This is a genomic window from Streptomyces sp. NPDC051662 (assembly GCF_040681655.1).
Taxonomy (GTDB): Bacteria; Actinomycetota; Actinomycetes; order Streptomycetales; family Streptomycetaceae; genus Streptomyces.
Window position 1 is genome coordinate 494,396 of sequence record NZ_JBFAZD010000003.1, and the last position, 14,589, is coordinate 508,984.

Annotated in this window: 1 protein-coding gene; it reads left to right on the forward strand. The window is 72.4% G+C overall.

Features of this window, described 5'->3' with window-relative positions:
* The first annotated feature begins 11 nt into the window (after positions 1-11).
* A complete protein-coding gene (locus AB0M67_RS07500; RefSeq protein ID WP_365743633.1) occupies positions 12-14,564 on the forward strand; it encodes a type I polyketide synthase in 14,553 nt (4,850 codons plus the stop codon).
* Positions 14,565-14,589 lie beyond the last annotated feature (25 nt).

Below are 14,589 nucleotides of genomic sequence, written 5' to 3' on the forward strand. Positions count from 1 at the left end.
GCACACGCCAGATGGAGAACGAGGACAGGCTCCGCGACTACCTCAAGCGGGCCACCACCGATCTGCGCACCACACGCCGACGCCTGCACGAGGTCGAGGAGCGGGAGAACGAGCCCATCGCGATCATCGGGATGAGCTGCCGTTACCCCGGTGGTGTCGAGTCGCCGGAGGACCTGTGGCGGCTGCTGGCCGACGGCGGCGACGCCGTGGTGGAGTTCCCCGCCGACCGCGGCTGGGACGTCGACGCGCTCTACGACCCCGACCCGGAGCACGCGGGCACGTCGATCACCCGGCACGGCGGTTTCCTCCAGGGCGCCGCGGGCTTCGACCCGGCGTTCTTCGGGGTCAGCCCGCGCGAGGCGCTGGCGATGGATCCGCAGCAGCGGCTGCTGCTGGAGACATCGTGGGAGGCGTTCGAGCACGCGGGCATCGACCCGACGCGGGCCAAGGACACCAGGACCGGTGTGTTCGCCGGCGTGATGTACAACGACTACGCCGCGCGGCTGCCGCAGGCGCCCGAGGGGTTCGAGGGCTTCCTCGCCAACGGCAGCGCGGGCAGCATCGCGTCCGGCCGGATCGCCTACACGCTCGGCCTCGTCGGGCCCGCGGTGACGGTCGACACGGCGTGCTCGTCGTCCTTAGTGGCGCTGCACCTGGCCATGGTGGCGCTGCGCCGCGAGGAATGCTCACTGGCACTCGCGGGCGGCGCCACTTTCATGTCCACGCCGCGCACATTCGTCGAGTACAGCAGACAGCGCGCCCTGTCCCTGGACGGCCGCTGCAAGGCGTTCTCCGACAGCGCCGACGGCACGGGCTGGGGCGAAGGGGTCGGGATGCTGCTGGTGGAGCGGCTGTCCGACGCCCGCCGCAACGGCCACCCCGTACTGGCGGTGATCCGCGGCTCGGCGGTGAACCAGGACGGCGCGTCCAACGGCCTGACCGCGCCGAACGGACCGTCCCAGCAGACGGTGATCACCCAGGCGCTGGCGAGCGCGCGGCTCACTCCGTCGCAGGTGGACGCGGTCGAGGCACACGGCACCGGAACCACCCTCGGCGACCCGATCGAGGCAGGGGCCCTCATCGCGACATACGGCGCCGAGCGGAGCGCCGACCGGCCGTTGTGGCTGGGGTCGCTGAAGTCGAACATCGGCCACGCCCAGGCGGCGGCCGGTGTCGGCGGCATCATCAAGATGGTCATGGCGATGCGGCACGGTGTGCTGCCCAAGACCCTGCACGTCGAAGAACCGAGCAGCCATGTCGACTGGTCGGCGGGCACCGTGGCGCTGCTGACCGAAGAGCGGCCGTGGCCGGAGACCGGTGAACCGCGCCGCGCCGGTGTGTCCTCTTTCGGCGTCAGCGGCACGAACGCCCACATCATCCTGGAGGAGGCGCCCGCCCCCGATCCGGAGTCCGCGGTGGACGCCGCCCCGCCGGTCACCTCCGTCGCGCCGTGGCCACTGTCCGCCCGGACCTCCGACGCGCTGCGCGCGCAGGCTGAACGCCTCCTGTCCGCCGTGGCGGGTTCCGCCGACTTCGACCCGGTGGGTGTCGGCTTCTCGCTGGCCACGACCCGATCCCTGTTCGAGCACCGCGCCGTGCTGCTGGCCGAGGACCGGGCCACCACCATCGACCGGCTCGCCGCTCTCGCCGAGGGGCGGGGTGGTCCGGGTGTTGTGGTGGGTGAGGCGGCGCCGCACCGGCTGGGTTTCCTGTTCTCGGGTCAGGGCTCGCAGCGGCTCGGGATGGGGCGTGAGCTGGCGGAGCGGTTCCCGGTGTTCGCCGAGGCGTTGGACGCGGTGCTGGGCGAGTTCGATCCGTCGGTGCGTGAGGTGCTGTTCGGTGAGGACGCGGACGCGCTGAATGAGACGGGGGTGACGCAGCCGGCGTTGTTCGCCGTTGAGGTCGCGCTGTTCCGTCTGCTGGAGTCGTGGGGTGCCCGGCCGGATGTGCTGGCCGGGCATTCGATCGGTGAACTGGCCGCCGCGCACGTGTCCGGTGTCTGGTCGCTGGCCGATGCCGCCAAGGTGGTGTCGGCGCGCGCCGGGCTGATGCAGGCGCTGCCGTCCGGTGGTGCGATGGTGGCGGTCCAGGCGTCCGAGGCCGAGGTCGCGCCGGACCTCTCGGAGACCGTCGGTATCGCCGCGGTGAACGGCCCGAACTCGGTGGTCCTCTCGGGCGTTGCCGCCGATGTCGAGGCCGTCGCGGAGCGGTGGCGCGAGGCGGAGCGGAAGGTGACGCGGCTGCGGGTGAGCCACGCGTTCCACTCGCCGCTGATGGACCCGATGCTGGACGGATTGCGCCGGGTGCTGGAGGGCGTGTCGTTCGAGGCGCCGGTGATTCCGATCGTGTCGACGCTGACCGGTGCGCGGGCGACAGCCGAGGAGTTGGCCTCGCCGGAGTACTGGGTGCGGCATGTCCGCGAGTCGGTACGGTTCCACGACGCGGTCATGGCGCTTCGTGAGGAGGGCGTCGATGTCTTCCTGGAGATCGGTCCCGGTGGGGTGCTCTCCGGTCTCGGCCAACTCAACGCCCCGGAGGCCGTTTTCGTACCCGCCCTGCGCGGCGACCGGCCCGAACTCGTCGCGCTGACCACCGCCGTCGGCCAACTGCGCGTGCGCGGTGTCGCGGTGAACCTGGCGGCCTGCTTCGACGGCATCGGTGCGCGGCGGGTGGATCTGCCGACGTACGCGTTCCAGCGTGAGCGCTACTGGCTGGACGCGCCGGCTGTCGGCGAGGGCGTCGAGCGGATGTCGCCGGTGGAGGCACGATTCTGGGAGGCCGTGGAGGAGGGCGATCCCGCTGATCTCGCCCGCACGCTGGATGTATCGCCCGATGATCCGCTGAGTGCCGTGCTGCCCCGGCTGTCCGCGTGGCGCAGGAAGCAGCGGGACCGGTCGATCGCCGATGAGTGGCGGTACCGGGTGGACTGGCGGCCGATCACCGCCGGGAGTGGGCGGTTGGACGGTGTCTGGCTGGTGGTCGCGCCAGTCGGTGAGGACCGTGCCGAGTGGGTTCGTGACGCGCTGGTCCGTAACGGTGCGGACGCGCACGTTCTGCACGTGGACCCGGAGTCGGTCGACTGGGCGGAGCGGCCGGCCGGTCTGCCCGCTGTGAGTGGTGTGGTGTCGCTGCTGGGACTCGCCGGTGCGGGTGGTGGTTCGGCGGTGCCGGTGGGTGTCGGGGCGACGATCGGCCTGCTGCGGGCGTTGGTTGACGCGGATGTGTCGGCGCCGTTGTGGTGTCTGACGTCGGGTGCGGTGTCGGTGGGCGCGGGTGACATGGCCGCCGGGTTCGAGCAGTCGATGCTGTGGGGTCTGGGCCGGGTCGCCGCGCTGGAGCACCCCGGCCGTTGGGGCGGTCTGGTCGACGTTCCCGATGTGTGGGACGAAGGGACCGGCGATCTGCTGGCTTCGGTGCTCGCCGGGACGAGCGGCGAGGACCAGGTTGCGTTGCGTGGCGGCGGGATCCTGGGCCGGAGGCTGGTGCCCGCGCCGTTGGGTGAGGTTTCCGGGGAGGGCTGGTCGCCGCGCGGGACGGTCCTGGTCACCGGCGGCACCGGCGCCCTGGGCGGTCGCGTGGCGCGCTGGCTGGCGGCGCGCGGTGCCGAGCACATCGTGCTGGTGAGCCGTCGCGGCCGGGCCGCCGAAGGCTCCGAGGAGCTGGAGGCCGAGCTCGTCGAGCTGGGCGCCCGTGTCACGTTCGCCGTCTGTGACGTGGCGGACAGGGAAGCCGTCGCGGCGCTGCTGGAGAGCGTCCCGTCGCTCACCGCGGTCGTGCACGCGGCGGGCATCGAGCGTTCCACCGCCCTCGCCGACCTCGACGCGGCAGGTCTCGCCGAGTTCGCCGACGTGCTGGCGAGCAAGGCCGCCGGCGCGAGGAACTTGCACGAACTGCTGGCCGGCACACCGTTGGACGCGTTCGTGCTGTTCTCCTCGATCGCCGGTGTGTGGGGCAGTGGTGGTCAGGCGGCCTACGGCGCGGCGAACGCCTACCTGGACGGCCTGGCGGAGCACCGTAGGGCGGCGGGTCTGCCCGCCACGGCCGTCGCCTGGGGGCCGTGGGGCGATGGCGGCATGGTCGCGGACGCCGGCCAGGACGTGGCGGCCCAGCTGCGACGCAGGGGCCTGATCACCATGGCTCCGGCTGTCGCGATCGCGGGTCTGGCCTCGGCTCTGGAGCGTGGTGACGGGAATGTCGTCGTCGCCGATGTCGACTGGGAGCGGTTCGCGGGTACGTTCATGTCGCAGCGGCCCAGCCCGCTGCTGAGTGAACTGCCCGAGGTGCGCGCCGCGTTCGCGGCCGTTCCGGTGGAACAGGGCACATCTGCCCTCGCGCGGCGGCTCGCCGGTCTGGACGCGGCTGAGCAGGAGCGGCAGCTCACCGAGCTGGTCCGGTACGAGGCGGCGGCGGTGCTCGGTCATGTCTCCGGTGACGCGTTCTCCGCGACCCGCGCGTTCAGAGAGCTGGGTTTCGACTCGCTGACGGCGGTGGAACTGCGTGCCCGGCTCAGCGAGGCAACTGGTGTGGCGCTGCCCGCGACGGTGGTGTTCGACTATCCGACGGCCGCCGCGCTGGCGGCGTTTCTGCGTGGCGAGTTGTCCGGTGTGGACGTGGCCTCCGCCGCCTCCGCTTCTGTCGCCGTCTCCGGTGTGACGGATGAGCCGGTCGCGATCGTGGCGATGACGTGCCGGTTCCCGGGCGGTGTGTCGAGTCCCGAGGACTTGTGGGAGGTACTCCTGTCCGGCCACGACGCGGTGTCGGAATTCCCGGCCGACCGTGGCTGGGACGTGGAGGCGCTGTATGACCCGGACCCGGCTCACCCGGGCACCACGTACAGTCGCATGGGCGCCTTCCTCGACCAGGTGGCGGACTTCGACCCGGCGTTCTTCGGGATCTCGCCGCGTGAGGCGCTGGCGATGGACCCGCAGCAGCGGCTGCTGCTGGAGACCTCCTGGGAGGCGTTCGAGCGGGCCGGTATCGACCCCAACTCGTTGCGGGGCGAGCGGGCCGGCGTGTTCGTCGGCACCAACGGTCAGGACTACACGACGCTCATGATGGCCTCGCCGGAGAGTGTCGAGGGCTACCGAGGCACCGGCGGCGCGGCGAGTGTCATCTCGGGCCGGCTGTCGTACACGTTCGGTCTCGAAGGTCCCGCCGTGACGGTGGACACGGCGTGTTCGTCGTCATTGGTCGCCCTGCACCTGGCGGTGCAGGCCCTGCGGTCCGGCGAATGCGAGCTGGCGCTGGCGGGTGGCGTGACGGTGATGTCCACGCCCGCCGCGTTCATCGAGTTCAGCCGCCAGCGCGGGCTGGCCGTGGACGGCCGGTGCAAGGCGTTCGGGGCGGGCGCGGACGGTACGGGCTGGGGCGAGGGCATCGGGATGCTGCTCGTCGAGCGGCTGTCCGACGCCCAGCGCAACGGGCACCAGGTGCTCGCCGTCGTGCGTGGCTCCGCGGTGAACCAGGACGGCGCGTCGAACGGTCTGACCGCGCCGAACGGCCCCTCGCAGCAGCGGGTGATCCGGGCCGCGCAGGCGGCCGCCGGGCTCACGCCGTCCGAGGTGGACGTGGTCGAGGCGCACGGTACGGGTACGACGCTGGGTGACCCGATCGAGGCGCAGGCGCTGCTGGCGGCCTACGGTCAGGACCGGCCCGAGGGTCGGCCGCTGTGGCTCGGGTCGATCAAGTCCAACATCGGTCACACACAGGCCGCCGCGGGTGTGGCCGGTGTGATCAAGATGGTCCTCGCGATGCGCCACGGTGTGCTGCCGAAGACGCTCCACGCGGACGAGCCGTCGCCGCACGTGGACTGGTCCGCGGGCGCGGTGGAACTGCTGGCGGAGTCCCGGCCGTGGCCGGAGACCGGTCGGCCGTGGCGCGCCGGTGTGTCGTCGTTCGGGTTCAGCGGGACCAACGCGCACACCATCATCGAACAGGCCCCCGTGATGGAGTGGGAGGAAGCCCCGGAGCCGTTGCCTGCCGGCACCGTCGTCCCGTGGCTGCTGTCGGCCCAGAGCCCCGAGGCACTGCGGGAGCAGGCCGCTCGACTCATGTCCTTCGTGGCCGGGTCGTCGGATCTGGCCGTGGCGGACGTGGGCCGTACCCTGGCGTTCTCCCGGGCGGCGCTGGAGCACCGCGCGGTGGTCGTCGCCGCGGAGCCCGCCGAGTTCCGGTCGGCTCTGGCCGCTCTCGCCGAGGGGCGTGGTGGTCCGGGTGTTGTGATGGGTGAGGCGGCGCCGCACCGGCTGGGTTTCCTGTTCTCGGGTCAGGGGTCGCAGCGGCTCGGGATGGGGCGTGAACTGTTCGATCGGTTCCCGGTGTTCGCCGAGGCTCTTGACGCTGTGCTGAGTGAGTTCGACCCGGCGGTGCGTGAAGTCCTGTTCGGAGCGGACACCGACGCTCTGAGCGAGACGGGCGTGACGCAGCCGGCGCTGTTCGCGGTCGAGGTCGCGCTGTTCCGTCTGCTGGAGTCGTGGGGTGTCCGGCCCGACATACTGGCGGGCCACTCGATCGGTGAGCTGGCCGCGGCGCACGTAGCGGGTGTGTGGTCATTGGCCGACGCCGCCACGGTGGTGTCGGCGCGGGGTGCGCTGATGCAGGCGCTGCCCGAGGGCGGTGCGATGGTGGCGATCCAGGTGACCGAGAGCGAGGTCGCGCCGGACCTGCCGGACACCGTGGGCATCGCCGCGGTGAATGGACCCTCGTCGGTGGTGGTCTCGGGGGTGGCCGCTGATGTGGACGCGCTGGCGGAGCGGTGGCGTGCGGCGGGTCGTAAGGTGACGCGGCTGCGGGTGAGTCACGCGTTCCACTCGCCGTTGATGGATCCGATGCTGGACGACTTCCGCGCGGTGGTCGAGGGCATCGAGTGCGGTGAACCCGAGATCCCGATCGTGTCGACGCTGACGGGCCGGCGGGCTGCCGCGGAGGAGTTGGCCTCGCCGGAGTACTGGGTGCGGCATGTACGGGAGTCGGTGCGGTTCGCCGACGCCGTCGAGGCGCTGGTGGCCGAGGATGTGGCGACGTTTGTCGAGGTCGGCCCCGGCGGGACGCTCTCGGCGCTGGGGCAGGAGTGCGCGCCCGACGCGACGTTCGTACCGATGCTGCGCGGCGATCGGCCGGAGACCCTGGCCGCCACGACGGCCGTGGGGCAGCTGCATGCGCGCGGTGTCCGGGTGGACTGGGAGGTGTTCTTCGCCGGTCGTGGCGCGCGGCGGGTGGATCTGCCGACGTACGCGTTCCAGCGTGAGCGCTACTGGCTGGACGCTCCGTCCGTCGTCGAGGGCGTCGAGCGGATGTCGCCGGTGGAGGCGCGCTTCTGGGATGTTGTCGAAGAGGGTGACCTCGCTGATCTCGCCCGCACGTTGGATGTGTCGTCGGAGGATCCGCTGAGTGCCGTGCTGCCCCGGCTGTCCGCGTGGCGCAGGGAGCAGCGGGATCGGTCCATCGCCGATGACTGGCGGTACCGGGTCGATTGGCGGCCGATCACCGCCGGGAGTGGGCGGCTGGACGGTGTCTGGCTGGTGGTCGCGCCGACCGGTGAGGAGCGTGCCGGGTGGGTTGGTGACGCGTTGGTCCGTAATGGTGCGGATGTGCGTTTCCTGGATGTGGATCCGGAGGCGGTCGACTGGGCGGGACCGCTGGATGAGTTGCCTGTTCTGAGCGGTGTGGTCTCGCTGCTGGGACTCGCCGACGCGGGCGGGTCGGTTGTGCCCGTCGGTGTCGCGGGCACGATCGGTCTGCTGCGGGCGCTGGGTGACGCGGATGTGTCCGTGCCGTTGTGGTGCCTGACATCGGGTGCGGTGTCGGTGGGCACGGGGGACGCTGTCGCCGGGTTCGAGCAGTCGATGCTGTGGGGTCTGGGCCGGGTGGCCGCGCTGGAACTCCCCGGCGGCTGGGGCGGCTTGGTGGACCTGTCCGATGTGTGGGACGAAGGGACCGGCGATCTGCTGGCCTCGGTGCTCGCCGGGACGAGCGGCGAGGACCAGGTCGCGCTGCGCGGCGGCGAGGCTCTGGGGCGCAGGCTGGTGCCCGCGCCGCTGAGCGCGGACACCGTCGGCTCCGGCTGGTCGCCGCGCGGGACGGTCCTGGTCACGGGCGGCACCGGTGCGCTCGGTGCGCACGTGGCGCGCTGGCTGGCCGCGCACGGGGCCGAGCATGTCGTACTGTCGGGCCGTCGCGGCCGGTCCGCCGAGGGCGCCGAGGAGCTGGAGGCCGAGCTCGTCGAGCTGGGCGCGCGCGTCACCTTCGCCGTCTGTGACATGGCCGACCGGGAGTCCGTCGCCGCGCTGCTGGAGTCCGTCCCCTCGCTCACCGCGGTCGTGCACGCGGCGGGCATCGAGCGTTCGACCCCCCTTGCCGATCTCGATCCGGCGGACCTCGACGAGTTCGGCGAGGTGATGGCGGCCAAGGTCGTCGGTGCGAGGAACCTGCACGAACTGCTGGCCGACACACCGTTGGACGCGTTCGTGCTGTTCTCGTCCATCGCCGGGGTGTGGGGCAGTAGCGGACAGAGCGCGTACGCGGCCGCCAACGCCTACCTGGACGCCTTGGCCGACCACCGCAGGGCGGCGGGTCTGACCGCCACGGCTGTCGCCTGGGGGCCGTGGGGCGGTGGCGGCGGCATGGTGGCGACCGACGAGCAGGCCGCGCTGCTGCACCGCTGGGGTCTGTCGACGATGGCTCCGGCTGTGGCGATCGCGGGTCTGGCCACGGCTCTGGAGCGCGGTGACGGGAACGTTGTCGTCGCCGATGTCGACTGGGAGCGGTTCGCGGGCACCTTCATGTCGCAGCGGCCCAGTCTGCTTCTGCGTGAACTGCCGGAGGTGCGTGCCGCGTTCGAGGCCGCTCCGGCGGAGCGGAGTATGTCGGCTTTGGCGCAGCGGCTCGCGGGTCTGGATGTGGCCGAGCAGGAGCGGCAGCTCACCGAGCTGGTCCGGTACGAGGCCGCCGCGGTGCTTGGCCATATGTCCGGTGACGCGTTCTCCGCGACCCGCGCCTTCAAGGAGCTGGGCTTTGACTCACTGACGGCGATGGAATTGCGTGGCCGGCTGAGCGAGGCCACTGGTGTGGCGCTGCCCGCGACGGTGGTGTTCGACTATCCGACGGCCGCCGCGCTGGCGGCGTTCCTGCGCGTCGAGTTGTCCGGTACGGACGTGACCCCCGCCGCCTCCGCCCCTGGCGTCGTCACCGGCGCGACCGATGAGCCGGTCGCGATCGTGGCGATGGCGTGCCGGTATCCGGGCGGTGTGTCGAGCCCGGAGGATCTGTGGGAGGTACTCCTGTCGGGCGGGGACGCGGTGGCGGAGTTCCCGGCCGACCGTGGCTGGGACGTGGAGGCGCTGTACGACCCCGACCCCGACCACGCGGGCACCACGTACAGCCGCATGGGCGCCTTCCTCGACCGTGTGGCGGAGTTCGACGCGGGCTTCTTCGGGATCTCGCCGCGTGAGGCGCTGGCGATGGACCCGCAGCAGCGGCTGCTGCTGGAGACCTCCTGGGAGACCTTCGAGCGGGCGGGCATCGACCCGAACTCGGTACGCGGCGAGCGGGCGGGGGTGTTCGTCGGCTCGAACGTGCAGGACTACGGGATGGTGCTGGACGGGGCCGCCGAGGACGTCGGCGGCCATGTGGCGACGGGCAGCGCGGCGAGCGTCATGTCCGGCCGGCTGTCCTACACGTTCGGCCTCGAAGGTCCCGCCGTGACGGTGGACACGGCGTGCTCCTCGTCGTTGGTCGCCCTGCACCTGGCGGTGCAGGCGCTGCGGTCGGGTGAGTGCTCGCTGGCGCTGGCGGGTGGTGTGACGGTGATGTCCACGCCCGGTGCGTTCATCGAGTTCAGCCGCCAGCGCGGGCTGTCGGTGGACGGCCGGTGCAAGGCGTTCTCCGACAGCGCCGACGGCACGGGCTGGGGCGAGGGTGTCGGGATGCTGCTCGTGGAGCGGCTGTCCGACGCCCGGCGCAACGGCCACCAGGTGCTCGCCGTGGTGCGAGGCTCCGCGGTGAACCAGGACGGCGCGTCGAACGGCTTGACGGCGCCGAACGGTCCTTCCCAGCAGCGGGTCATCCGCCAGGCGCTGACGGCCGCCGGCCTCGCGCCGTCCGAGGTGGACGCGGTCGAGGCACATGGCACCGGCACCACGCTCGGTGACCCGATCGAGGCACAGGCGCTGCTGGCCACCTATGGCCAGGACCGCAGCGGTGAACCGCTGTTGCTTGGTTCGGTGAAGTCCAACATCGGTCACACGCAGGCAGCCGCCGGTGTGGCCGGCGTGATCAAGATGGTGTTGGCCATGCGGCACGGAGTGTTGCCGAAGACGCTGCACGTGGACGAGCCGTCGTCGCACGTCGACTGGTCGACGGCGGCGATGGAACTGCTCACCGACCAGCGGGAGTGGCCTGCCGTCGACCGGCCGCGGCGGGCCGGTGTGTCCTCGTTCGGGTTCAGCGGAACGAACGCGCACGCCATCATCGAGCAGGCACCCGAGATGACGGTGACGTCGGCCGAGGCCGAGCCGCGCGAACCGGGCGTCGTGCCGTGGGTGCTGTCGGCGCGGACCGCCGAGGCGCTGCGGGAACAGGCGTCCCGGCTCCGGGCGGAGTTCGAACACGAGGCGGCCGTGCCGGTCGCCGATGTCGCCCACTCGTTGCGATCCCGGTCGGTGTTCGACCACCGGGCCGTGGTGGTGGGGCGGGACCGGGAGGACTTCCGCTCCGGTCTCACCGCCCTGGCCGACGGCCGTGAGGCGCCGAACGTCGTGACCGGTGTGGCGGAGAACCGAGGTGCCGGAGTGGTGTTCGTCTTCCCCGGCCACGGTTCGCAGTGGGTCGGCATGGCACTGGAACTGCTGGAGTCCTCGCCGGTGTTCCGCGCGCGGATGGCGGAGTGCGCCGAGGCACTGGACGGGTTCGTCGACTGGTCGCTGCTGGACGCGATCCGGGATCCCGGCCTGATGGAGCGGGTGGATGTCGTCCAGCCCGCCCTGTTCGCCGTGATGGTGTCGCTGGCCGCCATCTGGCGGTCATGGGGCGTCGAACCGAGCGCCGTGCTGGGGCACTCGCAGGGCGAGATCGCGGCAGCGTGCGTAGCGGGGGCCCTGTCCCTGGAGGACGCGGCGCGCCTGGTCGTCGTGCGGAGCAAGGCGTTGACCGTACTGTCCGGCCAGGGCGGCATGGTGTCCGTCGCGCTCGGCGTCGACGCCGTAAGGGAGTTGCTGACGCGGTGGGACGGGCAGCTCGCGGTCGGCGTGGTGAACGGCCCCGCCTCGGTCGTCGTGTCCGGTGACATCGCCGCGCTGGACGAGCTGATGGAGGTCTGCGCCGAGAAGGGGGTGTGGGCGCGGCGGGTCCTGGCGGACTACGCCCCGCACTCCCACCACATCGAGCGGATCGAGACGGAACTCCTCGAAGGACTGGCGAGTGTGTCGCCCCGCTCCGGTGACGTGCCGTACTTCTCCCCGCTGACCGGCGGCCGGCTGGATACCCGTGGGATGGACGCCGCGTACTGGTACCGGAGCCTGCGGCGGACGGTGGAGTTCGCGGACTCCGTCTCCACGCTGGTGGCGGAGGGCTTCAAGGCCTTCGTCGAGGTGAGCCCGCATCCGGTGCTGGTGGCCGGGCTGGGCGAACTGGTCGGCGCCGACGGCGTGGTGGCCGGCTCGTTGCGGCGCGGGGACGGGAGCCTGGCCCGGCTCATGACCTCGGCGAGCACACTGCTCGTACGCGGCGGCCAGGTGGAATGGGAGCTCCCCGGTGCGCGGTGGGCGGACCTGCCGACGTATCCGTTCCAGCGCGAACGCTTCTGGCCCACCACGACGCACACCGCGACCGGCGATGTGACCTCCGCCGGTCTGGGGCGGGTGGACCACCCCCTGCTCGTCGCCGTCACCGAACTCGCCGACTCCGAGGGGCTCGTGTTCAGCGGCAGGCTGTCCCTGCGCACCCACCCGTGGCTCACCGACTACCGCGTACTGGGCGCCGCGGTGCTCCCCGGCGCCGCCTACACGGACCTCGCGCTCCGCGCCGGCGACCACGTCGGCTGCGCGTCACTGGACGATCTGGTGCTGGGCACGCCCCTGGTACTGCCCGAGCGGGACGGCGTCCATGTGCGGCTCAGCCTCGACGGTCCGGACGCGTCGGGCAGGCGGGCGTTCACCGTCGATTCCCGAGGGGACGAGGGCGGGGGCTGGACCCGCCACGCCACCGGCACCCTGGCGGCCGAGGCGGCGCCCGTCACCGACGACCTCGTCGCCTGGCCACCGAGCGAGGCCGAGCCGGTCGAGCTGGACGGCCACTACGCCACCCTCGCCGCCTCCGGCCTCGACCACGGCCCCGCCTTCCAGGGCCTGCGCGCGGCCTGGCGCAAGGGCGACGAGGTGTTCGCCGAGGTCGTGCTGCCGGACGGCCTCGCGGATGAGGGCTTCGGCCTGCACCCCGCTCTTCTGGACGCCGCGCTGCACGTCATCGGGCTCGGGGTGAGTTCGGACGGACTTCCGTTCTCGTGGGCCGGGGTGCGGCTGGTGGCGACCGGTGCGACGGCGCTACGGGTCCGGTTGACGCCGGTCGGTGTGGACGCCGTGGCGGTACTGGTCGCCGACGGCTACGGCGAGCCGGTCGCCGCTGTCGACGAGCTGAGCCTGCGGCCCATCTCGGCCGACCGGCTCAACCTCGCGCGGACCGCCCACCGCGACTCGCTGTTCGACGTGAAGTGGGTTCCGATGCCGGACGCCGCTCCCGAGACCGGCACGTGGGCGGTGCTCGGCGGCGACACCGCCCGGCCGGCCCACGCGCTCACCGCGGCCGGTGAACCCGTCGACGAACACGGCGACCTGGCCGCGCTGCTGGCCGCCGTCGACGGCGGCGCGCCCGCGCCCCGGTACGTGGTCGTGACGCCCGGCGAGGGCGCGACGACCCCCCGCGACGCGACGCGCCTCACCCTCGGCCTGCTCCAGAAGTGGCTCGCGGACGACAGGCTCGCCGAGTCGCGGCTCGTGCTCGTGACGAGCGGCGCGGTGGCGGCAGGGCCGGACGAGGACGTCCCGGACCTGGTGCGCGCTGCGACGTGGGGCCTGGTGCGATCGGCCCAGTCGGAGCACCCGGCGCGGTTCGTCCTGGTCGACGTGGACGAACACGAGAAGTCGTTGCGCGGGCTGCCCGCCGCGGTGGCGACCGGGGAGCCGCAGATCGCGGTCAGGAACGGCGCCGCCTCGGTGGCCAGGCTGGCACAGCTCGCCACCCCGGCCGACGCGCCCGGGCCGGTGGCGTTCGCCCCCGGCGGCACGGTGCTGATCACCGGTGGTTTCGGCACGCTCGGCGGCTTGACCGCACGGCACCTCGTCACCCGCCACGGAGTCCAGGACCTCGTACTGACCGGCAGGCGCGGCGCCGCCGCGCCGGGCGCGCGGGAGCTGTGCCGGGAACTTGAGGAACTGGGCGCGCGGGTCACGGCCGTGGCATGCGACGTGAGCGACCGCGACGCGGTCGCCGCGCTACTGGCCGAGCACCCCGTGACCGCCGTCGTACACACCGCCGGTGTGCTGGACGACGGCACGGTCGAGTCGCTGACCCCGCAGCACATCGACACGGTGTTCCGCCCCAAGGCCGACGCCGCGCTGCACCTGCACGAACTGACCCTGGGGACAGACCTCACGGCGTTCGTGCTGTTCTCCGCCATCGCCGGTGTGCTGGGCAGCCCCGGCCAGGGCAACTACGCGGCGGCGAACACGTACCTGGACGCGCTCGCGCGGCATCGCCGCGCCGCCGGACTGCCCGCAACATCGCTGGCGTGGGGCCTGTGGGCCGAGGCCAGCGGCATCACCGGCCACCTCGACGAGGCCGATGTGCAGCGGATGGCGAGGGGCGGCATGCTCCCGCTGTCCTCCGAGGACGGCATGGCGCTGTTCGACGCGGCGCTCACGACCGGCGCCGCGACCGCGGTGCCCGCCGCGATCGACCTGTCCGCACTGCGAGGCCACCCGGAGCAGGTGCGACCGCTGCTGCGCGGTCTGGTGCCCACGCCCGCCCGCCGGTCCGCGCGCTCCGGCAACGGCTCCGGCCCGGTACCGCTCACCCAGCGGCTCGCGGGCCTCACCGAGGCCGAGCAGGACCGGGCGCTGGTGCATCTCGTCCGCACCCACACCGCGGCCGTGCTGGGCTTCTCGGGTCCGGAGACCGTCGAGGCGGACCGGGCGTTCAAGGATCTCGGGTTCGACTCGCTCACCGCTGTGGAGCTGCGCAACAGGCTCGACGCCGAGGTCGACTCGCGACTGCCCGCCACCCTCGTGTTCGACCACCCGAATCCGGCGGCGCTCGCGGCCCATCTGCGGACCACGGTGCTCGCCGACCATGGCTCGCCCGCCGCCGCGGCGCTCAGCGAGCTGAACAGGCTGACGCTCACCATCTCCAAGCTCGACCCGGAAGACGCGCTGGTCGGGGACATCCGGCTGAGGCTTCGCTCGCTCCTGTCCACATGGGACGACAAGGAGTCCGAGGCCGCCGTGGACGACCTGAACAAGGCAACGCTGGACGACGTGTTCGACATCATCGACGAGGAACTCGGCAACTCCTGATCCGCGGGTCCCGACTCTTTACCAA

What these genes read in the sequence shown, in the direction of transcription:
- AB0M67_RS07500 (WP_365743633.1), top strand. Translation starts at nt 12, where the DNA reads ATGGAGAACGAGGACAGGCTCCGCGACTACCTCAAGCGGGCCACCACC.